Annotated in this window: 22 protein-coding genes and 2 tRNA genes; 9 read left to right on the top strand and 15 right to left on the bottom strand. The window is 35.3% G+C overall.

The window, feature by feature from the left end; genetic code table 11:
- The 3 genes from gmhA to LEP1GSC049_RS220880 are packed head-to-tail and all read right to left on the bottom strand — an operon-like array spanning position 1 to position 2,225.
- On the bottom strand, positions 1–588 hold the full coding sequence (gene gmhA / locus LEP1GSC049_RS220890) for a D-sedoheptulose 7-phosphate isomerase (RefSeq protein WP_004752075.1): 588 nt from the start codon (positions 586–588) through the stop codon (positions 1–3).
- 1 nt (position 589) lies between these two features.
- Positions 590–1,366, bottom strand: a complete 777-nt coding sequence (locus tag LEP1GSC049_RS220885; RefSeq protein ID WP_004758819.1) for an LBBP_01157 family protein — start codon at positions 1,364–1,366, stop codon at positions 590–592.
- Positions 1,353–2,225, bottom strand: coding sequence for a glycosyltransferase family 2 protein (locus LEP1GSC049_RS220880; protein ID WP_004752339.1), 873 nt, complete (start codon positions 2,223–2,225; stop codon positions 1,353–1,355). The genes LEP1GSC049_RS220885 and LEP1GSC049_RS220880 overlap by 14 nt, the downstream gene beginning before the upstream one ends.
- A 97-nt stretch (positions 2,226–2,322) precedes the next feature.
- Between LEP1GSC049_RS220880 and LEP1GSC049_RS220875 the strand changes: the two genes are divergently transcribed.
- Positions 2,323–4,710 (top strand): O-antigen ligase family protein, encoded by a 2,388-nt coding sequence (locus LEP1GSC049_RS220875; protein ID WP_016560432.1) that lies wholly within the window; start codon positions 2,323–2,325, stop codon positions 4,708–4,710.
- Positions 4,711–5,639: 929 nt separating this feature from the next.
- Here the strand turns inward: LEP1GSC049_RS220875 and LEP1GSC049_RS220870 are convergent.
- Positions 5,640–5,725: transfer RNA gene (locus LEP1GSC049_RS220870), tRNA-Leu, on the bottom strand.
- A 19-nt stretch (positions 5,726–5,744) separates the two neighbouring features.
- Positions 5,745–5,815: transfer RNA gene (locus tag LEP1GSC049_RS220865), tRNA-Cys, on the bottom strand.
- Positions 5,816–5,866: 51 nt separating this feature from the next.
- On the opposite strand from LEP1GSC049_RS220865, the gene LEP1GSC049_RS220860 reads away from it, so the two are divergent.
- Positions 5,867–6,310: a DUF4505 family protein gene (locus tag LEP1GSC049_RS220860; RefSeq protein WP_004751775.1), complete on the top strand. Its 444-nt coding sequence runs from the start codon at positions 5,867–5,869 to the stop codon at positions 6,308–6,310.
- Positions 6,311–6,597: 287 nt separating this feature from the next.
- On the opposite strand, the gene LEP1GSC049_RS2000000228180 is transcribed toward LEP1GSC049_RS220860, so the two are convergent.
- Both LEP1GSC049_RS2000000228180 and guaA read right to left on the bottom strand, forming a co-directional pair.
- Positions 6,598–7,026 (bottom strand): hypothetical protein, encoded by a 429-nt coding sequence (locus tag LEP1GSC049_RS2000000228180; protein ID WP_029780981.1) that lies wholly within the window; start codon positions 7,024–7,026, stop codon positions 6,598–6,600.
- A 605-nt stretch (positions 7,027–7,631) separates the two neighbouring features.
- Positions 7,632–9,443 (bottom strand): glutamine-hydrolyzing GMP synthase, encoded by a 1,812-nt coding sequence (gene guaA, locus LEP1GSC049_RS220855; protein WP_004751929.1) that lies wholly within the window; start codon positions 9,441–9,443, stop codon positions 7,632–7,634.
- On the opposite strand from guaA, the gene queF reads away from it, so the two are divergent.
- Positions 9,432–9,935 carry a preQ(1) synthase gene (gene queF / locus LEP1GSC049_RS220850; RefSeq protein ID WP_004762097.1) on the top strand — a complete coding sequence of 168 codons (504 nt, stop codon included), beginning with the start codon at positions 9,432–9,434 and terminating at the stop codon, positions 9,933–9,935. The two genes, guaA and queF, sit on opposite strands and share 12 nt — an antisense overlap.
- A 17-nt stretch (positions 9,936–9,952) precedes the next feature.
- Positions 9,953–10,243, top strand: a complete 291-nt coding sequence (locus LEP1GSC049_RS0205005; RefSeq protein WP_016750385.1) for a SemiSWEET transporter — start codon at positions 9,953–9,955, stop codon at positions 10,241–10,243.
- Between the two features lie 960 nt (positions 10,244–11,203).
- Here the strand turns inward: LEP1GSC049_RS0205005 and lsa33 are convergent.
- Positions 11,204–12,133, bottom strand: coding sequence for a surface adhesin Lsa33 (gene lsa33 / locus LEP1GSC049_RS220845; protein ID WP_004758688.1), 930 nt, complete (start codon positions 12,131–12,133; stop codon positions 11,204–11,206).
- A gap of 222 nt (positions 12,134–12,355) precedes the next feature.
- Here lsa33 and LEP1GSC049_RS220840 point away from each other — a divergent pair, with 222 nt between their 5' ends.
- The gene (locus tag LEP1GSC049_RS220840) at positions 12,356–12,577 is read left to right on the top strand and encodes a ferredoxin (protein WP_004460119.1); all 222 of its coding nucleotides are present in this window, start codon (positions 12,356–12,358) and stop codon (positions 12,575–12,577) included.
- A gap of 274 nt (positions 12,578–12,851) precedes the next feature.
- Here the strand turns inward: LEP1GSC049_RS220840 and fliM are convergent, their stop codons facing one another.
- The 6 genes from fliM to LEP1GSC049_RS220810 all read right to left on the bottom strand — a co-directional run bounded on the left by fliM (position 12,852) and on the right by LEP1GSC049_RS220810 (position 18,792).
- Positions 12,852–13,877 carry a flagellar motor switch protein FliM gene (gene fliM, locus LEP1GSC049_RS220835; RefSeq protein WP_000136083.1) on the bottom strand — a complete coding sequence of 342 codons (1,026 nt, stop codon included), beginning with the start codon at positions 13,875–13,877 and terminating at the stop codon, positions 12,852–12,854.
- Positions 13,874–14,851 (bottom strand): hypothetical protein, encoded by a 978-nt coding sequence (locus LEP1GSC049_RS220830; RefSeq protein WP_004752354.1) that lies wholly within the window; start codon positions 14,849–14,851, stop codon positions 13,874–13,876. Before LEP1GSC049_RS220830 ends, fliM begins: the two co-directional genes overlap by 4 nt.
- 563 nt (positions 14,852–15,414) lie before the next feature.
- On the bottom strand, positions 15,415–16,038 hold the full coding sequence (locus LEP1GSC049_RS220825) for a hypothetical protein (protein ID WP_004752391.1): 624 nt from the start codon (positions 16,036–16,038) through the stop codon (positions 15,415–15,417).
- Positions 16,035–16,913, bottom strand: a complete 879-nt coding sequence (locus LEP1GSC049_RS220820; protein ID WP_004751912.1) for a peptidylprolyl isomerase — start codon at positions 16,911–16,913, stop codon at positions 16,035–16,037. Before LEP1GSC049_RS220820 ends, LEP1GSC049_RS220825 begins: the two co-directional genes overlap by 4 nt.
- Entirely contained in the window at positions 16,910–18,322 is a 1,413-nt protein-coding gene (argH, locus tag LEP1GSC049_RS220815; protein WP_004767728.1) for an argininosuccinate lyase, read from the bottom strand. The genes LEP1GSC049_RS220820 and argH overlap by 4 nt, the downstream gene beginning before the upstream one ends.
- Positions 18,323–18,348: 26 nt before the next feature.
- A complete protein-coding gene (locus LEP1GSC049_RS220810) occupies positions 18,349–18,792 on the bottom strand; it encodes a heme-binding domain-containing protein (protein ID WP_004752132.1) in 444 nt (147 codons plus the stop codon).
- Positions 18,793–18,901: 109 nt separating this feature from the next.
- On the opposite strand from LEP1GSC049_RS220810, the gene LEP1GSC049_RS220805 reads away from it, so the two are divergent.
- From LEP1GSC049_RS220805 to LEP1GSC049_RS220795, 3 genes are read left to right on the top strand one after another with little or no spacing between them, the layout of a single operon-like run.
- Entirely contained in the window at positions 18,902–19,366 is a 465-nt protein-coding gene (locus LEP1GSC049_RS220805) for an NfeD family protein (protein ID WP_004752501.1), read from the top strand.
- 32 nt (positions 19,367–19,398) lie between these two features.
- The gene (locus LEP1GSC049_RS220800) at positions 19,399–20,346 is read left to right on the top strand and encodes an SPFH domain-containing protein (RefSeq protein ID WP_004758692.1); all 948 of its coding nucleotides are present in this window, start codon (positions 19,399–19,401) and stop codon (positions 20,344–20,346) included.
- A gap of 1 nt (position 20,347) precedes the next feature.
- Positions 20,348–21,280, top strand: a complete 933-nt coding sequence (locus tag LEP1GSC049_RS220795) for an SPFH domain-containing protein (RefSeq protein WP_004752746.1) — start codon at positions 20,348–20,350, stop codon at positions 21,278–21,280.
- 329 nt (positions 21,281–21,609) lie between these two features.
- Here LEP1GSC049_RS220795 and fliN read toward each other — a convergent pair whose 3' ends face one another.
- Positions 21,610–22,134, bottom strand: a complete 525-nt coding sequence (gene fliN, locus LEP1GSC049_RS220790; RefSeq protein ID WP_004758876.1) for a flagellar motor switch protein FliN — start codon at positions 22,132–22,134, stop codon at positions 21,610–21,612.
- Positions 22,135–22,230: 96 nt separating this feature from the next.
- On the opposite strand from fliN, the gene LEP1GSC049_RS220785 reads away from it, so the two are divergent.
- Entirely contained in the window at positions 22,231–23,517 is a 1,287-nt protein-coding gene (locus tag LEP1GSC049_RS220785) for an AAA family ATPase (RefSeq protein ID WP_004760659.1), read from the top strand.
- Positions 23,518–23,636 lie beyond the last annotated feature (119 nt).

Below are 23,636 nucleotides of genomic sequence, written 5' to 3' on the forward strand. Positions count from 1 at the left end.
TCATTCCATTTTGAAAAGGTTATATTCCACGATACTACAAATGATATGCCCGATTAAAATATGAGATTCCTGAATTCTGGCGGTCACGTTACTCGGAACGATAACGTCCAAGTCAGAAAGATTCTTCATTTTTCCGCCGTCACCACCTAACAACGATATGGTTTTTACACCTCTCGTTTTTGCTTTTTCCAGCGCTAGCAAAACATTTTTAGAATTTCCACTTGTAGAAAGCCCAATCAATAAATCTCCCTTTCTACCAAAAGCTTCTATCTGTCTTGAAAAAATTTCTTCGTAGCCGTAGTCGTTAGAACAAGCAGTCAAAACGGCGGAATCAGCAGAAAGAGAAAGTGCGGGTAGCGCCTTTCTTTCGTTTCCGGACTTATATCGAACGACCAATTCCGCAGCGATATGAGAAGCGTCACAAGAAGACCCTCCGTTTCCACAGAGAAAAACCGTGTTTCCGGCTTGTAGAATCTTGGAAACGATTTCACCAGCTTTTATAATGTCTTCTAAAATTGAATCAATACATTTTTGTTTGGTGGCAATGGAATCCCGAATCTGACCGAGAGCGATTTCTTTAATATCCATCTTAGTTGTTTCCTCTTTTTTTTCGAATCTGTTCGAGCACTTGAAAAAATTCCTTCTTTGCTTTTTCAAAATCCTGAAGAGAAAGATTTTCCGTATACGGAGAATTTTCTTTTTGATTACCACTCACGTTTAAAAAATACAATTCGTTCGAAACGATACTTTTAAGTCTTTTTGTAGAATTAGATTGAAAGAATTGTTCGAACTCAGCTCCCATATACACAAGTAGAATACAAAGAATACTTGGTTTCAAACGAATAAAAATCTGTTGTTTCCAAAAAGGTTCCCAGTTATAAAAGTCTTTCCAAGTTTCTTGAGAAGAATCGGATTTTTCATATAAAATCTTGATGTCTTCTTCGATTCCTTCTGGTTGAAATCTAGAAAACATACTTTTCAAATCGGAATGTTCGTAAGAAAGAATCCGATTGAGTTCCGCTTCCGGAATAAAAACCACTCCACTGATTTTATCTGCTTGAACACTTAAAAAATTTCCGGTGCTGATCACGATAGAATATTCTCTTCCCGATTTTTCCTTTCCCTCGAGTCTAAAAAGTTTAGGAGCATTCTTTAGAATTTTATAATATTTTGTTTCGTGAATCAATCCGCCATTTTTCTTTCGAGTAACAAAAAAACGATCTGCTTTTTCCCTCAGTTCGGCCAATTCCCTTTTGTAACCAAAACTTTCACGTACTGGAGGAGTTTTTTCTTCGGGACGTCTTTTTTTATTTCTTCTTCGAAAAATGGAGAAGAACTTGCTAAAGAACGACTTAACGACGCCCATAGTCCTCTTTCACGTTAGACGGACGTTCTAAAATTTCTTTTTGCAGTTCGTATTGTTTGGCGTCTTTTAAAAAAGTAGAATATGCAGAAGAAACCGCAATCACCCAACCCGGAAAACCATCTAAAAATCCGAACTTAAAAAAATACGTTTCTATAAATTTAGAAAACGGCTTGTAGATCGTTCTCAAAATAGAAAATTTTTTTCCTTTTTTTTGTCTCGTAAACGCGACGATCGAAGAAAACTGATTGATCGTATTTACTTGATGAGAAAGATCCCGAAAACTATAATGAATAATATCTCCGTAAATTTTACCTCCTTTTCCTTGAATGCTAATATAATCGTGTGGATTTTCACCTACCCAAATCGCTTTTCCTTTTTTAAAAATACGGTAACGATATTGAGGATACCAACCGGAATGACGGATAAACTTTCCCATATGATAAGTCAGACGGGAAACTTGAAGGCCGTTTAAAGTTTCGTCGTCTTGTTTTTGTTTAAAAGTAAGAATTGAGTTTTTCAATTCCGTAGAAACTCTTTCGTCTGCGTCTAAGGAAAAAATCCAGTCGTACTTACAAAGTGCGATCGCATCGTTTTTTTGTTCGATATGACCTTTGAATCTCTGTTTATAAAATCTCACGGAAGAAAAAGACTTAGAGATCCTTTCGGTTTTGTCCGTACTGATCGAATCTAAGACCACAATTTCATCCGCAATTTCTAAACAGGATTCGATACACTCTTTTATGTTTTTTTCTTCGTTGTAGGTAATGATAGCGACCGAAAGTTTTTTTCCGATCGATTTTTGTAGAATTTCTTTTTTTTGAGTTTGTATTTTTTTCTTGGCTGGAATTGATTTTGCCATCGGTTTGATTGATTCCTGGAATCGGTTCTTTTTTCTAATGGTAGAATGAATTCCTTCTCTGTCATTGGTTTTTTAAGAGAATTTTTAGGGACTTAAGGTGAAATATAAAATCGCAAACAAACTACAAAAAGTTTCTTTAATTTCTTTCGGATTGTTTTTATTCAGCTTTCCAGTTTCGGTAAGTGTATCTCAGATATTTGGAGCGATTACGATCCTCTGTACTTATCCTTTATTTTTTTTAGAAAAAGAATCCAAACACGTTTGGAATAAAGTTCAAATTCCATTTTGGATCTTTTTAGGAATTTATATTCTACTTTTCTTATCTTCTATTTTTCAGGCAGAAGATTACTCCCCTTTTTTTAAAAAATTCTTAAAACAATCCGAGTTCGGTGATTTTTGGATGTTACTTATTTTTCCAGCTTCTTATCAAATCGCATCCGTAGAAAAAAATCAAAAAAACTTAAGAGAATTTTTATTCATATCGGCGACGATCGCGATCCTATTGGGTTGTATCAGTTTATTTTCAGAAGTTCGTATTGGAAAGTTTGTAGCAAACGGATTTAAATACGCACCGGGTGATAGGCTACAACATTTTTCCGGAAGTATAGGACCAATCAAACTCTATCTTCCGATCGGGATGATGAATACACACCTAACGTTTGGAGGGCTTTTAGGACTTTTTTTACCCGGACTTTTTATAGATTGGATTCAATCGTTTCAACAAAAAAGAACTTTTGCTTTTGGATTCAAAACCGTTTTAGTATTTACAGGATTTATAATACTCTTTTTCAATCAAAGTAGATCCGTTTGGTTAGGAGTAGTATATGTTTTACTTTTACTTATATTCTCCTTGAGAAAACATTTACCTAAAATTTCTCTAAAAACAAAAATTTTTTCTGGTCTGGTTTTGATCTCCGTTTTTCTGTCCACGGTATATTTTTTTAGGAACAATTGGCTAATTCAAAGATCAGTTTCTCAAATATTCCAAATCCATAATACAGAGAACCAAAGATATTATATATATAAAAATACAATTCCTTTACTAAGTAAACACTGGCTTATAGGAATAGGAGGAGGAAACTACAAAGACTTCCATTGGAAAGAATCTTCGAATATGATCCAAAAGGAAGAACAACTCTGGTATGAACTTTATATCACCCCAAGAGGACACGCACATAACGACCTTTTACATTTTATGATCACAGGAGGAATTTTTGCCGGAATCTTATTTTTACTTTTTTGGGGGAGATTGTTCAGTTCGTTTTTTCAAAATGATTATAACATTCAGAATGGAATTTCGATACTTACAATCGGAGTTTTAAGTTTATTTCCAGCTGGTTTTTTTCAGTGTTATCTGTTAGACGACGAAGTGGTTTTACCATTTTTCGCGTTTTGCGGAATTTTTTTAGGAAGTAGTTTATCACTTCTAAAAGTTTCTTTTGACAAAACCACGGAAAATAATTTACAACCAACCACTAAAACTTTAAACAATTTACGATATAGTTATATATTCAGAAAATTGAATTTAATTTTAGACAAATTTATAATTTCTAAAATAGACATGCAGGATGAGGAAAAAGAAAATCAAAACATTTCGCATAATGATTCTCAATCTTTAAACTCAGGTAAAACAGATAGAATTTTTAATTTAGGACAGAGTCAAACCGATTCTTCAGTTTCAACTTTTAATTTTTCTATTTTTTTCTATAAGTTAAAGAAAAAGTTTTCGCAAAACAAAATAAATTTTTCAAAAAAATTTGCATTCGAAAAAGTAATTTTATATTTTATAAAAAATTGGAATCTTTTTTTAAAAACAATTTGTGCGATTTTCATCCCAATGATTTTTTATTGGATTTTTTGGATTCCACGTTTAAATTTAGAACCTCTAGAGGTATATAATAGAAGAGTAAGATCTTCTGATCTTACTCTGACTCATGAAGTACAAAAGAATATTCTAAAATACGAATTGGATTCGGAAAAAAAAATCTCGAATGTTTTTTCTTGGATCAACACTAAACAAAATTCAAAATCACCACTTTTCAAAACTCAATCTTCCCGTTTAAACGTATCTCAAGCATCCTTACCTTTTCAAGTAGAAGGTTGTCTAACTCATCGTTATCCAAATCCTCCCCAACCTAGAAAAACTCCATTTAGTTTTGCGATTTACATTCCCGAAAATTCGATCAACCCTCCAAAATCCGCAAAGATTACGGTCGTTACTAGAGATTCTTTTGACCAAGATCAACTTTATTGGGCACATGGAGAGGGAGATTTAGGAACCATTTCTGTGGATTTACAAAAAGGAAAAAATGAAATCCTAATTCCTAATTTTCTAATGGATACAACTCCGAAAGAATTTCCGGAGGGAGTTTTTTTTCGTGATTTTAGAATCAGTTATTCCGGTTTTGAAATGGAACTGAAACCGGATCTTCCAAAATTGTATTTTGGTAGAATCTGCGATATTCTAATTCCTATAGAAAAATGAAATAGAAGAATATAAGCTCGATCTAATATAACGTGAGTTCGCGGAAGAAAAAATAGGAAAATTTTTCTAAAAATAAAAATTCCTACATTCATTTATGGAAATGATAGATCTTAGTCCTTAAAGGCTAAAAACAGTGGAGTTCCCACATTTCAAAGTTTTGTCGTAAAATTCAGATTTGTGAGAGTTCCTACATTTTATTTTTTATGGAAAAATCCGGTTTTTATAAAACAATCCCTACGCCGACTCACGTCATTTATTTCTTATTTTGTATCAGAGAATTCTGATTTTTGTAATAGTTCCACAATTAGAAGATAAAAACAAATCGCCGATTCCTTAAATCGAATCCGCGCTATATCTTTCGTATGAGTCGATCCATTTACAGATAAACGGAAATATGTAGGAACTCTTACAGGTAGTTTTTCACCAAACACAAATTAAAATCCCTAATATTTTGCACTGAAACAGTGTTTTGTGATAAAAATTAACGGTAATTAATTTTATAGAGATTAGTAGGACGTATGAAAACAATACGATTCTGAATCTGTTTCAAAACTTAAAATGTAGGAACTCTTACAAATTTTTAAAGATAGAAAAAGATCATAAAATCTGCCAAACGAATCATTTTCTGGGAATTTACTTTTAGAAAAATTTTTAGATCTAAATCAATAGAGTTGTTGAAAAATTAATTCTTGATCTGTTTGTATTGGATTGAATGGACAATTGAAGCAATTTTACGAATCTTCACTATGGAATTTTTCAACAACTCTAATCTTAAAAAATTTCTTGCATCCGATATTTACAAAAATCACTAACTTTAGGCATTCTTCTTTTGATAATTCTTCTTAAAATAAAAAACGTATCATTTATCAGAAAATGAATATTTTAGCCGTAATTTTTGTAGAAATAAAAATCTAAATGAATTTTAAAATTGGTACCTGGAGCGAGACTCGAACTCGCACGAGATTGCTCTCACAGGATTTTAAGTCCTGGGTGTCTACCATTCCACCATCCAGGCAGGATACGACGTGTGTGTCAGGCGTCGCCCGGATTCGAACCGGGGATCAAGCTTTTGCAGAGCCATGCCTTACCACTTGGCCACGACGCCGTTATAAGGTATGATTTTAAGAGAAAGATCAGTGTCAATAGAAAAGTCTTTATGAAACAAAGAAGAATCTATTTTTATCGATTAGATGGAAGAGGAAAACTTTATCACGATTCTTCCGAGCTGAAAGATCCGGAGTTCTTGGATTTTTTTATTTCTAGAATTCGCAAGAACGACACTGGGGAATATTTAGAATTTCCCTATCTTTCTATTTGTAATGGAGAATGGAATTTTATTCAACCGACAACTACGATTTTTGTTTTTCGAAAATTGGAAAACGGAAGATTGTTTTACTCTCCCGGTCTATCCGTTTCCTTTCAACCGGAGAATTTAAAAGTTTTTCAAGAATCGATAGCACATCCCGCCCCGCTTTTAGGAGAATGGGGCTCTTTTTCCAGCGAACTATTGTTAGACTTTTCAAAGCAAATTATTCAAAGGGAAGATATTCTCGTATTTGAATATTTAGGAAAAGAATTTTCGATTTCGAAAGAAAAGTAAAAATTTCACAAAAGGAAGTATTGTGAATTTTATAGTAAAACGGTCAATATGTGAAAAACGCTTGGTAATATGCTCGTATAGTTTTTGAGTAAAGTTTTTATTTTGAAATAGAAATAACGTAAACTTAGAACTAAATTCATTTCTAAATTAAATCATTGAACGATTATGTTTGCCGACGTTACGTTTCCAAACGTCTGTGTACGAAGGGATTTTAAATCAAGCCGTAATTAGGCGACGGTTGTTGTACAAATATATTTAAAAATAATAAATCGAATCTACTTTCTAATCTATTCAGAAGACCATCGAATTACTCGGAATTGACAATCCTTAAGTAAGGTTTTGATTTCCGATAATTCTTCTTCTGAACAAACAGGATTTTCTAAAATAAATATTCGTAAATTTTTCAAGATTCCTGAAGAGAAAAGCTTTTTATAATGATCGAAGGGAGTAGTAAGATCTAAATAATTATTCATATAAGTTTCATTGTATTCTCCAAATTGTAAATTTGTTAACATTGGAAAACAATTATATATAGATAAATTTTCAATGAAATTCTCATGAGCATATCCTGCTGATACATTTAATAATTCTAATGTATTGTGTTGATTTCTAAAGAAATCGGAATTCGGGGCTGATGGAGAAATTAATACTCGCAGTTTTGGGCATTTTATTACTAATTTTGCAAGGACTCCATCTTCTTGGTAAGATTCTCCAATAATAGTACGATTATGATGATCGGATTTTGTTTTTTCTATTGCAAAATATTCTAAATTTTTAAAGAATGCAGAGCCGTTGACAAGTGCATTAAGATCCCAATTTCGAGTTCCATTGGCTCCTTTATCAAGTCCTTTGAAATCTATAGATTTTAATTTTTCAGATATTTCTTTGTCACAAATTATCTCTAAGAGTTTGTAGTAGTTATCTTCGGCTGGATTTCCATAAAATTCTAAATGATATAATTCTTTGCTTTTTAACAAAACAACTCTGTCAGAATTTTCAATTTCTAAATTTCCGTTATTTTCTAATAGTTCTTTAAATTTAATTAATTTTTCCATATTTAACTTCTCGTGGTAAACATAATTATATTTGGTTTTTGATCGATAAAAAACTGGCGTTTAACGAAAGAGTCTCTTCGAGATTGCAGCCCTGAAGCACAAGGGCGCGAAGTTTGAGCGAACCTTAGTGAGCCGCCCTCGAACCGAAGTGGCAAAACAATGTGTAAAGCAGAAATGAATCCGAGCGCCTGTGCACGAAGGGATTTTAAATCAAGCCGTAGTTAGGCGACGGTTGTTTTCCTAATCCTGCATTTTTCGAAATTCTGTCATTCCCATTCAATCGTTCCGGGAGGTTTGTTCGTAAGATCAAAAAACAGATAACGAATTTCAGGAATTTTTAGAACTTCTATTTTAATTTCCTGTAAAATAGAACGTTCCATCCGAAAGAAGTTAGCAGTCATCGCTTCTTGAGATTCGACAGGACGAAGCACAATACTTTTCTCATTCTCCTTTTCTCCAATCGGAAGTAAAACTACTGGCATCTGCCAGATTTTATTATAAAGCCCCGATTTACGAATCACGGATTCAACTGTAAAATCAGCTTCACGAAGTAAGTCGGAACATTTTTTATCCAACTGCATTCCAGTAAATTGAAAATTCAGTTTTTTAAGATCCGATTCAAAAGGTAAAAAAACCACTCGATTGATAAAGTAAAATCGGTTTGAAAGATAAGTTGCTACACGATCTAAAGTGTTCCAATCCGTTTCGATGTCGTTTAACACAACACAGTTGGCGTAAGACCTTCTGTCTCCTTTGACACCCACGCTTGCAACCGGAAGAATTTTTCCGGACAAGCCACCTTGAGTTGCAAGATAAGAATCAATTTCCAATTGATCTTTTTCGGTTCCTTTTTTTTCCACTGCAAGCATACGAACCACAAGTCCCGGTCCTGGAAATGGATGACGCCCTACCCATTCCGAATTCAAACCCAGAAGCACACCCAAATCCCTTACCTCGTCTTTATAAAGATCTCGAATCGGTTCTATTACTTTTCCTTGTTCAATCAGTTTTTGAATCGCTTCTACCCGATTGTGATGCGTTTTAATGGTATGGGAATGTTTGGTTCCACCAGATTCGATCGTATCCGGATAAATCGTACCTTGACCCAAAAGCCAATCTCCTTGTTCCAGATCTAAATCCTTTACAGCACGATCTCTCGCTTCTAAAAATAGATTACCTACAATTTTTCTTTTTTCTTCCGGATCGGATTTATCTTTTAAACTTTTATAAAAAAGAGAGGATTCGTCTCTCACTGTTAGGTGAATATTTTGACTAGTTAGTTTTTTTTGAAGAGAAACAACTTCTTCCTTTCTCATAAAACCAGTATCGATCAAAAAACCTAAAACTCTTTCAGCACCAAGAGCTTTACACAAAAGAAGATACGAGACCGTGGAATCCACACCTCCGGAAACGAGCATAAAAATTTTCTGTTCCTGTTGAACTGCTTCTTGAATCTCTTTGATTTTTTCCTTTAAAAACTGATCGATTCCCCAAGTTTTAGAAACCCCACAAATCTGAATGAAGTTATCTAAAAGAACTGAACCTTTTTCGCTATGACTAACTTCTGCATGAAACTGAATTCCAAAAATTTTCTTAGATGAATTTTCAACGACCGCATAACCACAATCTTTAGAAGAAGCAATTTTAGAAAAACCTTCTGGAAGTTTTACAACTTCATCCGCGTGATTCATCCAAACCTGCTCTCCGCCTACGAAATTTTTTAAAATAGAATTTCCATTGGTTCCATGAAGTTGTAGAGAAGCAGGACCGTATTCTCCCGTTCCAGAACGTTCTACAACTCCGCCTAATAATTTCATAATGAGTTGATGACCGTAACAAATCCCAAGTATAGGAATTCCTAAATCAAAAATCCTAGATGTAATAACGGGAGAATTTGGCTCATAAACGCTTTCTGGACCGCCAGAAAGAATGATACCTGAATATTTTTGATAATTAGAAATAGGTTCTTCGTTAGAAAGAATTTCCGTATATGCCCCAAGTCTTCTAATTCTAGACGCGATTAAATGAGCGTATTGTCCGCCAAAATCAACCACGGCAATTTTTTTATGGATAACCATTCTAAGCCTCTTCTGGACTTTGCTATCGATTCGGGAAAAAGAATTTTCGCAATTACAAGATCGAAAAATCTGGTTATCAAGGAATTATCCATGAAAACGAATCATCCAGAAATCTACGACGGAAGACAGGATCATATCCCTTCTTTACAAACGCCCGAGATCGAATCTTTCACCAATGTTTACGAGGGAAAAGATTACACAATCGATTTTACGGTTCCTGAATTTACTGCAGTTTGCCCCAAAACAGGTCTTCCTGACTTTGGTGTGATTTTAGTTTCCTACATTCCCAACAAACGTTGTATCGAACTTAAATCCTTTAAAGAATATATCTTAAGCTACAGAAACGTAGGTATCTTTCACGAATTTTTAGTGAACAAGATATTGGAAGACTTAATCAAATCGGTTGATCCCAAATATTTAAAAGTGATCGGAGATTACAACGCACGCGGAGGAATCAAAACGATCGTAACCAGAGAATACATAAGACCCTAATCGGAATTTAAAGCGACATGGACTCCATTACATTTTTAGGATATATTGCGTCCTTACTAACAACAATCTCATTTTTACCCCAATTAATCCGGATCTTAATGGGAGGTAGCACAAAAGACATTTCTAGAAACATGTATATCGTACTTGTCACCGGCGTTTTACTTTGGTTTATCTACGGATGTTTAAAACAGGATTTTCCGATCATTCTGGCAAACGCATTTACATTTCTTTTTGCTGCGACTATACTTTATTTCAAGCTAAAGAGTGATTTTAAAGTAAAATTAAAAAATAAATCGAATGAAAAGTGAGTTTTTGCAAATATTAAAACGATTACATTAAAAAAGAATTTTAGAATCTTCGAATTTATTTTTAAAATCCTAATTCTTACTCAGATGTATAGAACAGAATCCTAATTTTGTATTACTCAGAACTATAAAATAACGTGAGTTCAGCATAACAAATGCGAAAGCGTTGGAAAGTCAACACAACGCTCTCTACGGATCGCGTTGTGGGCTCAAAAACGCACATTTTTCAAGTGTTCCGACAAGAATGAGTCTTTTTACTTGCAAAAAACATGTTTTTCTGATAGAGAAAAGTTTTCCGAATTTCTCCACCTGAATTGCGACCCATGGGAAGCAATTCATTGAGTTACCCCCACCCAAAAATAGGGAAAACTAAAGCACAACGCTCTCTATGGATCGCGTTGTGGGGTGGGAACTCAGTTTTACAGAGGATTTGTCGTAATTCCCACAAGATTTAATATTGAAATCTAAATACTTGTGGGGTTGGTTATGGTAGAGAGCAGCACCTGAGTTTATTATTGGCCCCAATTTTTTTACGTCGAACTCACGTTAAAATAAAGTCCCCAACATTTACACGAAAACAAGCCTTGCAGTAAAAATTAATGGGATTCAATTTTCTAGAGATCAGTAGCGAAAAAAATAGAGATGATGGGCAAACTTTGCCTTCTAATCTCAAACGGTGTTAAAAACCAAGGACCAGTAATTTAAACGAATATTTTTTATAATCTTTAAAAAAAACGAAAGGAAATTTGATTTCGATCAAATAAATTAATTTGAATATGATCCCACAAAATGGCGGTTTTGTGCAAGAGTATCATAATAGAATTGTTGAAAAATTAATTCTTCATCTGTTTCTATTTGATGGAAACGGTCGAAGCAGTTTTGCTAATTGAGCTCTAATTTAATTTTATAAAATTGAAATGGAAAAGTTCTAGTTTTTTTCGCAAAAAAACTAGAACTCTAAACTTACTGAGGTTTAACTTGATCTTTCAGAGATTTTCTAGAATTTTCCAGAGCTTCTTTTTCTTTATCAATACCTGATTTGATATTTTTTCTTTCTTCATCAGCGGCGTTTTTAATGGCTTCTTTTTCAGCCTTACCAGATTCTTTGACCTCGTCTATCATTCTACGATTTTCTTCTTTAGTAGCGTTGATGAGTTCTTGGTTTCTTTGTTTTTGTTCTTCCAAACCTTGAAGAATTCTTTCTTTATTTTCTTTAAAGTCTTTTAAAATTTCTTCTATTTTTTGTCTTTGTTCTTCTGTTACAGACTGAACTGTAGCGGAATCTTCTTGTAATTCTTTTAGTTCGTCTTCAGAAAGTTTTTCTTCTTTCTGACTTTTACCGTCTGAAATTATTTTTTCACCCGCATCTGCAACGTTACTTTGATCAGGACTATCGTTATCCGTCACCTCCACAGATCCTTCAGAAACAAGGGTTTCTGTTTGTGCTCCGTCCACTTCCACTTGAAAATCAGTACCACGAACTGCCGCAGTAGAAGTAGGAGTTGTAATTCTAAATCCAGAGGATTTACTTAACTTAGTACCAACTTTAGAAAATATCTTTCCTTTATTGAGGCTAATATCAGAATAAATTTCAGAATTTTTAGAATCCACATAAATCTTGTTCAAAGTAAGTATTGTATTTTCTTTTACGCGAATGATAACACCGTCCATCAACTGAATGTCCGTATAAGAATCCTTAGTGGTTTCAATTTTATCTTCCGGTAAAATAAATTCAGAAAGTCCTGTTTTTTTTATTTTTCCAACTTTATCATAAAGTTTAACGTTACCTTTTATAAAAGTAAAAACCCCACCTTGCAGATCTTCCTTTTTAGATTTTGTACAACTGGCTAAAAACAATACGATCAATACAAAACAAAAACTTTTCTGAATCATTTCAATTCTCCTATCTATAAATTCTTTCCGGGCAAGGTAACATAAAATTCATCGCAAGTCCACAGTTTTACCTGTTTTTACCATTCACAAAGTAAATTCAAATTTTATAAGATCTAATTAACTCCAGAAAAGGACTTGCCGTCTAAAGGATGATTGGAAAATTGAACTTGAAACCTGTTTTTTAAGCGACCGGGACTAATTGACCCAGGAGAATCGAAGCCTATGGCGACTAAAATTGCGTATGTAGACAAGGATAACTGCACTTCCTGCAATCAATGTGCAGACAATCTTCCGAAATATTTTCAAATGGACGATAATGATACTTCGGAAACCCATATCGGAGGAGAAATGGTCAACCAAGCTCCGATTCCTGAAGAAGATTGGAAAATTGTTCAAAAAGAAATGGATGAATGCCCAGGCGAATGTATTCAGTGGAAAAAATAATTTTCCAAATAGAACTTTAGCAAAACAATTCTCTAAATTCAAATTCTTAAATCGGATTGAAAGTTCATAAAATTCGAAGGCGGTTCAAGACCGCCTTTTTTATTAAGAGCTTGTCAAAATCCTAAACACTAATCTTGAGATACAACATTTGTGAAGAAAAATTCCGTCCACTGAATACAAACTTTTAAGATGAATCATTCAAATTTTACATAAACTAAGGTTTTTTGAAAATTTCAAAATAAAATTAAGACGTATAATCACACTTTAAAAAATTCTAATATTCTTGCTCGGAACGTGTAGAACCCAAAAGTTCATCTGGAATATCTTCTACTCTTTCGCCGATTTGAATCGCAAGTCTGCTCCCCACTCTTCCAGGAAGACATTTGAACTTTTTTCTTTCTCCTACTTTTACGATCATCTCTGATCTTGTAGAAGTGTTTTCAAGCTTCACTACATCTCCAATAGAAAGATTCATAAAGTCGTTAATCGAAACATCCACAGATCCAACTTCCGCAATCAAAGGAATGGCTACCTGATCTAATCTTTCTTGAATCACGGCGCGGTTCTCATCCAATTCTCCCTTACGAATGGAAGAATACCAATATTGTGCAGACAGTTTATTGATGATCGGTTCGATCGTGATATAAGGGATACAAAGGTTCGTCATCCCTTCTACTTCTCCGATTTTAGTTTCCAGAGTGATCAAAACCACCATATCGTTTGGAGGAACCACCTGTGCAAATTGAGGGTTCGTTTCAATGTTTCCAAGCCTAGGTCTTAAGTCTATCACCGTGGACCATGATTCTCTCATGTTTCCTAAAATTCTTACGATAATCCCTTCCATTACGCTCATTTCTATTTCAGAAAGTTCTCTGGAAATTTTTGCCTGTTCTCCTTTACCACCAAACAGACGATCGATGATCGTAAAAGAAATCGACGGATCAATTTCTAAGATCGCAGAACCTCTAAGAGGATCCATGTTGATTACTGCAAGCGTGGTAGGATTCGGAATGGAACGAATGAATTCTTCGTAGGTCAACTGATCCACAGAAGCAACGTGAACCGAAACAAGCGCTCTTAGCTGAGCCGAGAGTCCCGTGGTTGCAAGACGCGCAAAGGTTTCATGCATCATTTGTAAAGTACGGATTTGGTCTTTTGAAAATTTATCCGGACGTTTAAAATCGTAGATCTTTACCTTTTTTTGTTCAGAAACGGAAGCGTAATCCGATTCGCTGACTTCACCGGAACTGATAGCGCTTAGTAACGCGTCAATTTCATCTTGGGATAAAATTTCTGTCATTTTTTCACCTTTGCTACTAAGTTAGACACTTTCCAAAAACCTCCCTGTTCATCGGGAACTCTTCTAAGAGTATAAGTATATTCATATTTGGCACGAAGACGATTCAGTCTTCTTTCTACAAAAACGGTCACCTTTGCCAAACCAGGTGAAACGGATTCTGTATTTAAAATTCTATAGGAATTTAAAATTCCGGCTCTAGATTCGGTAAGATAACGTTTGAAATTCTCCAAAAGAAAATCTCTTTCGGATTCTTCGGCACGGTTGTATTCTTCCGCATACTGATCGTAACTTTGTATATATTCTGGAAAATAAATCCATTTAAAATGATGAACCCAATTTTTTTTCTTTTCAGAACCTAAGAACAAATGAATCACTTCTTCCGGCTCTAAACCGTCCACGGAAGGATCTTTTTCCGGAATAGAAGAAAGAACCGGTTCGTTATGTTTTTCTTCATAAAAAAAATAGGGCTGATTGCGAGAACGAATAAAAAGCGCCGGCATTTCGTGAACGTTTGGATGAAAATAAGCAGTCACAAAGTATTTTTTTCCAGGATCCAAATCGAATTTAGAATTCAAATCGATTTCTTTAGAAAACACCTCGTCCTTATGAAGTATAATTTCTTTGACTTCTTTTCCTTCCAGAGACTGGATCGTATTTCTTCGTTTTGATTCTGTTCTTTTTTCTTCATCCTTTTCCGGAATTTGATTTCCATCCTCGTCCCGAACCACAATTCGATAAGATTCTAAATCTCTTCCAGATGGGAAAATTCGAACCACCTCTTCCCCTGTATTTGTAATAGACATTTTTACCGGAATTCTATCGTTTTCCCGATAGTGGATTTTTTTCAAATCCAGGGTAATGATTCCCTGTTGTTTGAGATAATTTTCGGATACAGAACCTCTTGCATCCCGTTTTGGAAATGAAAATAGAATCGAAGAAATTAAATATAAGATTACAAATAGAACACGGATCATTCTGCTTTATTTTCGGCAAATTCTCCTAAAACCCGCGAAAAAATACTCAAAGTAATAAGACTTTCAAAAGCTCGAAGTAAAAGTGTGGTAGCTCCCACAGATGAGTATGTTTTTTCGGCATAAAACAGATTACGTCTCGTCAAAGTTCGCAAATATACGATGTGACGGTTTTTGTGGGAACTACAGCATTTGATTAAAGTATTGGCTCAGTTCCAGTGATTCATTTTTTTGAAAAAGTTGGGATTTAAATTTTGCAGATCGATTCTTAAAATGTAAGAGTTCCCACATTTTACGATAATGATTTTATAGATTCATTTTCTGATTTTTTAAAGACTACAAAAGCTCTCAAAAATTCAAAGAATTTCCGCGTAAAAAAAGTGTTTAACGATACCACTTTAAAACTCATTTTATAGTAGCTCGATCATCATTTCGGTTCCGATATTCGTTTTTATTTTTTGAGATCAAAAAACTTTTATAAAACGAACCTAATCACGTTATTAATATCGGTCTAAAAGAGCCTAGACTCAACTATCCTTTTACAATCCTATAACTAACTCTTAGAATTATCCCTTTGCGTCTTCTATAATCATCTCTGCGATTCGAATCAATCTTTTGAGAATTGCCTCCACCTTATCGTAGTCTTCGTAACAAGAAACGAGTTTTTCCATAGGGGGTTGAATGAGAGAAATCGCTTTCGAAGAAAGCATCAAGGCGGGTAAATTGTCTTCGTTTAACAAATTCAAAGATTCTAATTCGTTTAGAAAACGATTAATTTCTTTAATGAGTGCCTCGTCTCCTATATCGTTTTTTTCGAAAAAGGATTCAATTTTTAGAATATAATCCGTAAGAACCTGTTTGATTCTAGCCTCGTCGTCGGTAGGTTTTCTTTTTGCCGTTAAAGAATTAATTGTTGCGTATTTCGACATTGCGGTTTCGTAAAAAGAATTTACTTCCTGTCGTTTAGAATGAATGATTCGAAAAATCTTGATGATTCCGACCAAACGGTTCGGGAAATTTTTTCCTTCGTTCGTCTCTAAAATCGAAGTTCTAGATTCCTCATCGTGAGCAGGAAGTACAGACAGGCATTCTAAAATACGACCAGTACTAGAACCGGGCGAATAACTCGCCAGTTCATGAATCACTGCTAAGTAATTTTTTGCCTGGGTTTTATCCTTTGTAAAAGTCATTGTGGGGTTGTTGTAGTTACGTTTCTTTTATCTACGATAAGCACTTTTTTAATCGTAGTTTTGGAGTTACCAGTTTTTACAATTTTATCCACTACATCTTCTCCGGTTATAAGTTGTCCAAAAACGGTATGAAGTCCATTTAAATGAGGTGTATCCACTTGGTTGATAAAAAATTGAGAACCGTTTGTATTAGGTCCGGCATTTGCCATTGCCAGAGATCCTTTGACTGCTTTATGAGACTTTAAAATTTCATTATATTTGTATCCAGTTCTAAAAAGAATTTCTAAAACGGATAATTTTTTAGCGTCTTCAAATGCCTTTTCGATCAATTCTCTTTTGGCTTCCGCCTCTTCCCTATTTTTAATTTGAAGTTCGTTTGCTACTACTCTCTGCAATTGATATTGATAGTAAGGAGACTCACCCGCTTTCATTTGATCAAGTCCAAGCGATTTCCCGTTGATTTCATCTTCAAAACGATAACCAGGGCCTCCTGTTCCGTCTCCGTTCGGACAACCTCCTTGAATCATAAAATTTTCAATCACTCTATGAAAAGTCAAACCGTCATAAAAAGGTTTTTTTACTTTTTGTCCGTTTCTAGATAAAAATTCTTTTTCACCCTGAGCGAGATCAATGAAATTCTGAACCGTTTTAGGAGCGTCCTTATCGAATAACTCAAGCACCATCGTTCCTTGAGTAGTCAAAAATATCGCGTAAATCGCAGGTTTGTCCGGTAGAGGAACAATTGCAGTGTCCGGTTTTGGAACCACTACGGAAGAAGTGGTATAAACTTCCGGTTGGTATTTGGTTTGAGTAAACTGATTTCGATTACACGTTAAACAACAAACAAGCGTTAATATTCCAAAAATAATTCTCATAAAAACAATCTTTCTGCTTCCTTCAAAGAATCCAGCGCAATTTTTAACTGCTCTTCCTGTCTTTTTTTAGAAGTACCTCCATAAGAAATTTTTTTATCCGCAGAAAGAGAGAGAGAAACCGCATCCTCATACTCCTTTCCTACAAAATGTTTCGAAATTGAAACTCGATCCGATTCTGGTAAATCGAACAATGTCTTTTTTTGTTTTACACAAACTCCAACAAGAGTTCCTACAAGTTCATGAGCCGTTCGAAAAGGAATTTTCTTCTCGTTTACTAGAAAGTCGGCGAGATCCGTCGCGGTCGCAAATCCATTTTTTAAGGAAACTTCCGCCCTTTCAGGAACCCAGATCCAACCTTCAATCATTTCTCGAATTCCCTCTAAACTAATTTGAACTGTTTCGATAGAATCAAACAGAGCTAATTTATCTTCTTGCAAATCCCGGTTGTATGTGGAAGGTAAACCTTTGAGCATTACTAAAAGATGATTTAGATTTCCGATCACCCTTCCCGACTTTCCACGAATGAGTTCTGCAATATCTGGATTTTTTTTCTGAGGCATGATGGAAGAGCCGGTCGTAAGGGAATCTGGTAGTTTTAAAATTCCAAATTCTTGGGAAGAATAAAGAATAATATCCTCACAAATCCTAGAAACATGGATCATCAACTGAGTACACGCAAATAAGAATTCTAGAATATGATCCCTACTGGAAACTCCGTCCATTGAATTCGGAGATACTTTAGAAAGTCCTAATTCTTTTTTCAAAAATTCTCTGTCCGTAGGATAGTTCACACCCGCCATTGCTCCGGAACCTAGAGCCAATTCCTCCGAAGCCCTAAACGCAAAACGAAAAAACTCCTGATCTCTTTCTAAAGACCAAAACCAAGAAAGAAAATATTGGGACGCGCGAATGGGCTGAGCAACTTGTAAATGGGTATAACCGGGTATAATTATGTCCAAACTCTGTTTTGCCTTTTGATAAAGAGAGGATCTAAGATTTATGATGGACTTTAGAATTTCTTTTCCTTGATTTAAAATATAAAGTCTTACGTCTTGAGTAACTTGATCATTTCTGGATCGCGCAGTATGTAATTTTTTTCCGGTTTCACCGATTAGTTCCGTTAGACGAAACTCTATGTGCATATGAATGTCTTCTAGCTCCGATTTAAATTCGAATCTTCCTTCTTCCAATTCAATTTTAATCTGAGCAAGAGCGGTTTCTATTTTAGACAATTCTTCTGAATTTAAGATTCCGATCTGTTTTAACATTCTAGCATGTGCGATACTTCCTTGAATATCTTCTTTATAAAGTTTATGATCGAAGGATATAGATTGTCCGATCCTTTCTAAAATCGAAGAGGCGTTCTCTTGAAATCTTCCACCCCAAAGTTTTTTTTCTTTTTCAGTCATGATGATCTTTACCAGATTATTTTTGATTACTCTTTCTGATACTCTTCTTCCAAACCTTGAATCCAGTTTTTCAAAACTTCCAATTCTTCTTCGGTGATTTTTGCGGAAGGATGTAGAAGAATATAGTCAGAGGGAGGCATTTCTCCTTCTTCAAGAACTTCTAAAATAGAATCCCCTTTTGTAGATTTTTCTTTTTTACTCAAAAGTTCCCATTCTGAAAAATTGAGTTCCGCTTTACCTTCTTCTACGTGATGATATAAGTAAAGGTTGATCGGAAAAACTTTAGAATACCAAGGCCAGCGGGTCAGATCAGAATGACAATCATAACAAGATTGATCCAATATCTTTTTGACTTCATCCGAAATTTGGATTTCATTTTGATTCTTTCCTTGAGGAGGATCTAAAGGTAAAAATTGTAGAAGTAAGATCGTTATCACAATCGTAATGGAGAAAAGAAATTTCTTTTTCATATCTTTTTTCTGGATAGTACCTTTCTTTTCTATTTTTTTTAAATAGAAAAAACAGATTGAACTTTGAAAAAAATTTACGGATCTTTCTTACTCTGGAAAATGATCTTTCATGTTTGATTTTACTTCCAACCTACCTACAACGCTTTGGATCGGAGGAGGCGTTTTACTGATTCTAACCGAATTTTTTATTCCGGGAACCTTCGTAGCATTTTTAGGAACCTCTGGTATTATTACTGGAATTGTTGTTTATTTTTTTGATATTTCTATCGGCTGGCAATTTGGACTTTGGATCTTTCTTTCCGCACTATTGATCTATGTAGGAAGTACTGCAATTCGAAAGATTTTTCCGGCTCAAATTGAACATTCCATTCCGAAAAATGATGAGGTAGGAAAATTGGTTCCTGTAGTTAAAGATGTTCTTGTGGAAAGAAAAGGTGGAAGAGTCCTTTTTCAAGGAGTGGAATGGGATGCTATTTCTAAAAAGTCCAGAATTCCCAAAGGAAACAAAGCAAGAATTTTGAGCCGAGACAATCTTACATTTCTCGTGGAACCTTTAGAACTTCCGGAAGAATAACACAAAAATTTAAAACAAAAAAAGGAGATTTTATGTCTGCAGGATTTATGTTCACGTTATTTTTTATAGCGTTGATTTATTTGATTCGTAAGACTTTTATCGTGGTTCCAGAGCGGTATTGTTACGTAGTAGAACGTCTAGGAGTTTTCAAAGGCGCTTTAAAAGCAGGATTTCATTTTCTCTGGCCAGTCATAGAAGTTGTGAAATACAGACAAAACCTAAAAGAAATAGCGATCGATATTCCACCTCAGATGTGTATTACAAAAGACAACGTTTCTATCTCTGTGGATGGAATTCTCTATTTGAAAGTAGTAGACGCGTATAAGGCCTCTTATGCGATCGAAAACTTTATGTTAGCAACTCAACAACTCGCCCAAACGACTCTTCGTTCCGAAATTGGTAAACTCATTTTAGATCAGACCTTTTCAGAAAGAGATGATATTAATTCACACGTTGTGCGTGCTTTGGACGAGGCTACGGATCCTTGGGGAATTAAGGTCACAAGATATGAAATCAAAAACATATCCCCGCCAAAGGAAATTCTTCATGAAATGGAAGAACAGGTAAAAGCGGAACGAGTAAAACGAGCGGAGATTACCATCTCGGAAGGAGAAAAACTTTCTAGGATCAATCGTTCTGTGGGAGAAAGAGAAGAAGCGATCAACATCTCCGAAGGGGAAAAGATGAAAAAGATCAACGAAGCAGAAGGTAAGGCTTTAGAAATCGAATTGATCGCCGCGGCGAAAGCAAAAGGGATCCGTATGATCGCAGAATCAATTTCCAAAGAAGGTGGGGAAGAAGCGGTCAATCTACAAATTACGGAAGACTATTTAACTGGGCTCGGAGAAATTCTAAGTACGTCTAAAACTACAATTCTACCCGCGGAACTTGCTAATATAGCAAGTGTATTTGAAGGACTTTCCAAAGTCACCGGAAAATTACCTGAAATCAAAACACAAAAAGAGAAGGAAGGTCAATAAAATGGAAACGTTTCAAACCACATTTGTAATCATATTCTGGACTTTATTCGGAATTTATTTTACATACAAACTCTATCGTTCCATTCGAATCGTCTCCGCTCAAGATTGTATCGTAGTTGAAAAATTTGGAAGATACAGTAGAACCTTACACGCTGGACTTCATCTTCTTTGGCCATTTATCGAAAAAGATTCGTATCATCATACTTTGAAAGAACAAGCAACGGATGTTCCTCCTCAAACCTGTATTACAAAGGACAACGTAAAAGTAGAGATGGACGGAATTCTTTATTTAAAAGTATTAGATCCTTATAAAGCGAGTTACGGAATCAACGATTATCAGTTTGCAGCTTCTCAACTTGCACAAACTACGATGCGCGCCATTATCGGAACGATGGATTTAGATGTGACCTTCGAAACAAGAGACGCGATCAATAATAAAATTTTAGAAGTATTAGACCAAGCTGCAGAACCTTGGGGAATCAAGGTCAACCGTTATGAAATCGTAAACATCACTCCTCCTAAGTCCATCTTAGAAGCGATGGAAAAGGAGAAAAAAGCGCAGATTTCTAAGAAAGCGCAAATTTCACTTTCGGAAGGGGATAGAGATGCAAAGATCAATCGATCTCTGGGCTTTAAGGAAGAAGCGATCAATAAATCCGAAGGAGAAAAACAAAAAAGAATCAATGAAGCAGAAGGGGTTGCCAAAGAAGTAGAATCAATCGCGATCGCGACCGCAAAAGGTATTGAACTCATCGCTCAATCCATTCACTCTCAAGGAGGAAAAGATGCGGTCAAATTACGGATCGGTCAAAAGTTTATCAAAGAATTTGAAAAAATCTCCGGTAAAAAAACGGAAGTAGTACTTCCTTTAAATCTAGCGAACTTCCGCTCGATTTTAAAATCCGTTTTAGGAAATACAGATCAGAAAAATTAAATCTGTAGTAGTATTTACTGAAGGTGAGTTCGGCTAAAAAGTAATTTTCTAAAAGTATGAGTTCCTACAATTTTAAAATTGATTCGTAAAATCGTGATTTTGTGAGTCCCCACATTTTTATGGAAAAATTGGAATTTTGTGGGAACTACCACATAAAAACACAAGTTATTTTTATGGACGCTCTCTTCATTTTTCTGCAAAAATGTAGGAACTCATACAAAAATTATAATAACAGAGAATGCTAAAAAACTATAAATCATAGATTTCTGTGGAAATTACCACATCTATATGGAAACGATTAAAAGAGTATAATGAAGTTTGGATGGATTCTAAAGCCTTCTACTTTGATCTACAATCTCCGTAATTTGAATCCCGTAAAAGTCATCCATTGCAACTAGTTTCCCTCTTCCTACCAAACGACCATTCGCAAGAATATCTAAATCTTCTCCCACATTTTTATCTAATTCTACGACAATACCTTCATTCAAACCGTTGACGTCTTTGATAAACATATTTGTCCTACCCAACTCTACAGTAAGAGCCAGATTTACATCCATGAGTAAGTTTAGATTTGTGGACTGAGACGGAGAAGACTGACGAGAAGTCGGCCTAGGCGCTGCGGGCGCAGGAGTTGGAGAAGGCCCCAAAGCCGCGGAAATATCTGCAAAAGAAGGAGAGTCGGTTCCAGAACTATCAGTCGCAGCTCCTCCTTCACTTCCCAGGAGTGAATCTAACTCCCCACTCAGATTGAAATCGGACCCGCCGCCGCCTCCTGAAGAAGGAGCCGCAGCTTCCCCACCGCCGCCAGTTAAAAGTGCGTCTATATCCTCTTGTGAGAGTGACCCTTCTCCCATTTTTTTCTCTCCTTCACAAAACCGATGGTAAATAAATCGACAGAATCATAGATTTCTACAAGAGTATTTTCAGATTGAAACGAGGTAATTTCCATTTTGAGTTCCCCTTCCACTTCTAAAGAAACAACCCTTTCCGAAGTAGATTTTACAAAAACAAAAAGTTTTCTTCATGGAGAATTGAGCTCGCTTGGTTTTTCCAATGTAGACCTTCCAGTAATTACTTCTGAAAAAAAAGATCTTAAGATCGAATTTACTGTCACTTCCATCTCCAAAGCGGCCCTACTAGACTGTTTTCAGATTCTCAAAAACCATATTGAAAATCTAAGAATCCATACCTTCGAACCAGGTTATTATTGTATTCAAGCATTGAATGAAAATCTGTTCGAAACAAAAAACCTTTTGGACACAATTCGATTTCGATTCTATTCCGGAAGAACTAAAAATCGAGTCGAAATCACTAAAAAAGGAGATTTTACAAGAGAAGAATTATTTGCCATACTAGGACTTTTCCAATTCTTAAAATCGGAAAAAAACATCGAAACCGCAAAACCGGAAGAACTATTGGCTTCTTTAGGAGTAGAAGTCTTTCATCCGGCAAACGCGGAAAAAAACGGAAAATCCATTTCCTTTGACCAAATAGCAGGATACGAAGGGGTCAAACAACAAATCTTAGAATCCATCATTCTTCCTTTAAAAAACCCGGAAATTCTCACCGAACTTTCTAAACTGACTCGAAAATTTCCAAGCGATACAAGACCCAGAGCCGTTCTTTTTGAAGGAGATCCAGGTGTCGGAAAAACTACAATGGCTCGGGTAGTTTCTTATATGACCGGGCTTCCTCTCATTTACGTCCCAGTAGAATCGATTATGAGTAAATACTACGGAGAAAGTGCCCAAAACATGGCCTATGTATTTGATGCAGCCGCTCTTTTTCCGGGCTGTCTTATTTTTTTAGATGAAATTGATTCCCTGGCCGGGAACAGAGAAGAAGGTATGTTCGAGGCTACTAGAAAAATTCTTTCGGTTCTTCTACGAAAAATAGACGGTTTTACTAGTCAGAGAAACTCGGTCACAATCGGAGCTACAAATCGAAAACAGGATCTAGACCACGCACTTCTTTCCCGATTTGATCGAACCATTTATTTCCCTTTACCCGATTTAGAGGAAAGATCTAAAATTTTAGAGACTTACGCAATCCATCTTTCTAAAACCGAAAGGATGCGGATCTCTGAGAGTCTAATCGGACATTCCGGAAGAACGATTCGAGATTTTTGTGATTTAATAGAAAGAAAATGGGCTTCTTATCTAATCGAAAAAGGATTGAAACCCGTCCCGCCACCCTATGAGCTGTATCTGGAAAATACCTCCAAATCTGAGAAATAATCTTGGATTTTTGAATAAAAAATGATGTGCTCATTCAATCTGGAGTCTATTATTCCGATAATACACATAGGATTTTATAACCTCCGTGTTATAGGATTCAAATATCCGCTTACTAAGAA

Origin of the sequence: Leptospira kirschneri serovar Cynopteri str. 3522 CT (genome assembly GCF_000243695.2) — a bacterium.
Classification (GTDB): domain Bacteria; phylum Spirochaetota; class Leptospiria; order Leptospirales; family Leptospiraceae; genus Leptospira; species Leptospira kirschneri.

Excerpts from the sequence above, each read along its gene's own strand:
- LEP1GSC049_RS220830 (WP_004752354.1), bottom strand. The coding sequence starts at position 14,851 with ATGATCCGTGTTCTATTTGTAATCTTATATTTAATTTCTTCGATTCTA.
- LEP1GSC049_RS220800 (WP_004758692.1), top strand. The coding sequence starts at position 19,399 with ATGTCTGCAGGATTTATGTTCACGTTATTTTTTATAGCGTTGATTTAT.
- LEP1GSC049_RS220810 (WP_004752132.1), bottom strand. The coding sequence starts at position 18,792 with ATGAAAAAGAAATTTCTTTTCTCCATTACGATTGTGATAACGATCTTA.
- LEP1GSC049_RS220840 (WP_004460119.1), top strand. The coding sequence starts at position 12,356 with ATGGCGACTAAAATTGCGTATGTAGACAAGGATAACTGCACTTCCTGC.
- LEP1GSC049_RS220880 (WP_004752339.1), bottom strand. The coding sequence starts at position 2,225 with ATGGCAAAATCAATTCCAGCCAAGAAAAAAATACAAACTCAAAAAAAA.
- LEP1GSC049_RS220885 (WP_004758819.1), bottom strand. The coding sequence starts at position 1,366 with ATGGGCGTCGTTAAGTCGTTCTTTAGCAAGTTCTTCTCCATTTTTCGA.
- gmhA (WP_004752075.1), bottom strand. The coding sequence starts at position 588 with ATGGATATTAAAGAAATCGCTCTCGGTCAGATTCGGGATTCCATTGCC.
- lsa33 (WP_004758688.1), bottom strand. The coding sequence starts at position 12,133 with ATGATTCAGAAAAGTTTTTGTTTTGTATTGATCGTATTGTTTTTAGCC.
- LEP1GSC049_RS220805 (WP_004752501.1), top strand. The coding sequence starts at position 18,902 with ATGTTTGATTTTACTTCCAACCTACCTACAACGCTTTGGATCGGAGGA.
- fliN (WP_004758876.1), bottom strand. The coding sequence starts at position 22,134 with ATGGGAGAAGGGTCACTCTCACAAGAGGATATAGACGCACTTTTAACT.
- argH (WP_004767728.1), bottom strand. The coding sequence starts at position 18,322 with ATGACTGAAAAAGAAAAAAAACTTTGGGGTGGAAGATTTCAAGAGAAC.
- LEP1GSC049_RS220795 (WP_004752746.1), top strand. The coding sequence starts at position 20,348 with ATGGAAACGTTTCAAACCACATTTGTAATCATATTCTGGACTTTATTC.
- LEP1GSC049_RS0205005 (WP_016750385.1), top strand. The coding sequence starts at position 9,953 with ATGGACTCCATTACATTTTTAGGATATATTGCGTCCTTACTAACAACA.
- LEP1GSC049_RS220825 (WP_004752391.1), bottom strand. The coding sequence starts at position 16,038 with ATGACTTTTACAAAGGATAAAACCCAGGCAAAAAATTACTTAGCAGTG.
- fliM (WP_000136083.1), bottom strand. The coding sequence starts at position 13,877 with ATGACAGAAATTTTATCCCAAGATGAAATTGACGCGTTACTAAGCGCT.
- LEP1GSC049_RS220860 (WP_004751775.1), top strand. The coding sequence starts at position 5,867 with ATGAAACAAAGAAGAATCTATTTTTATCGATTAGATGGAAGAGGAAAA.
- guaA (WP_004751929.1), bottom strand. The coding sequence starts at position 9,443 with ATGGTTATCCATAAAAAAATTGCCGTGGTTGATTTTGGCGGACAATAC.
- LEP1GSC049_RS220820 (WP_004751912.1), bottom strand. The coding sequence starts at position 16,913 with ATGAGAATTATTTTTGGAATATTAACGCTTGTTTGTTGTTTAACGTGT.
- queF (WP_004762097.1), top strand. The coding sequence starts at position 9,432 with ATGGATAACCATTCTAAGCCTCTTCTGGACTTTGCTATCGATTCGGGA.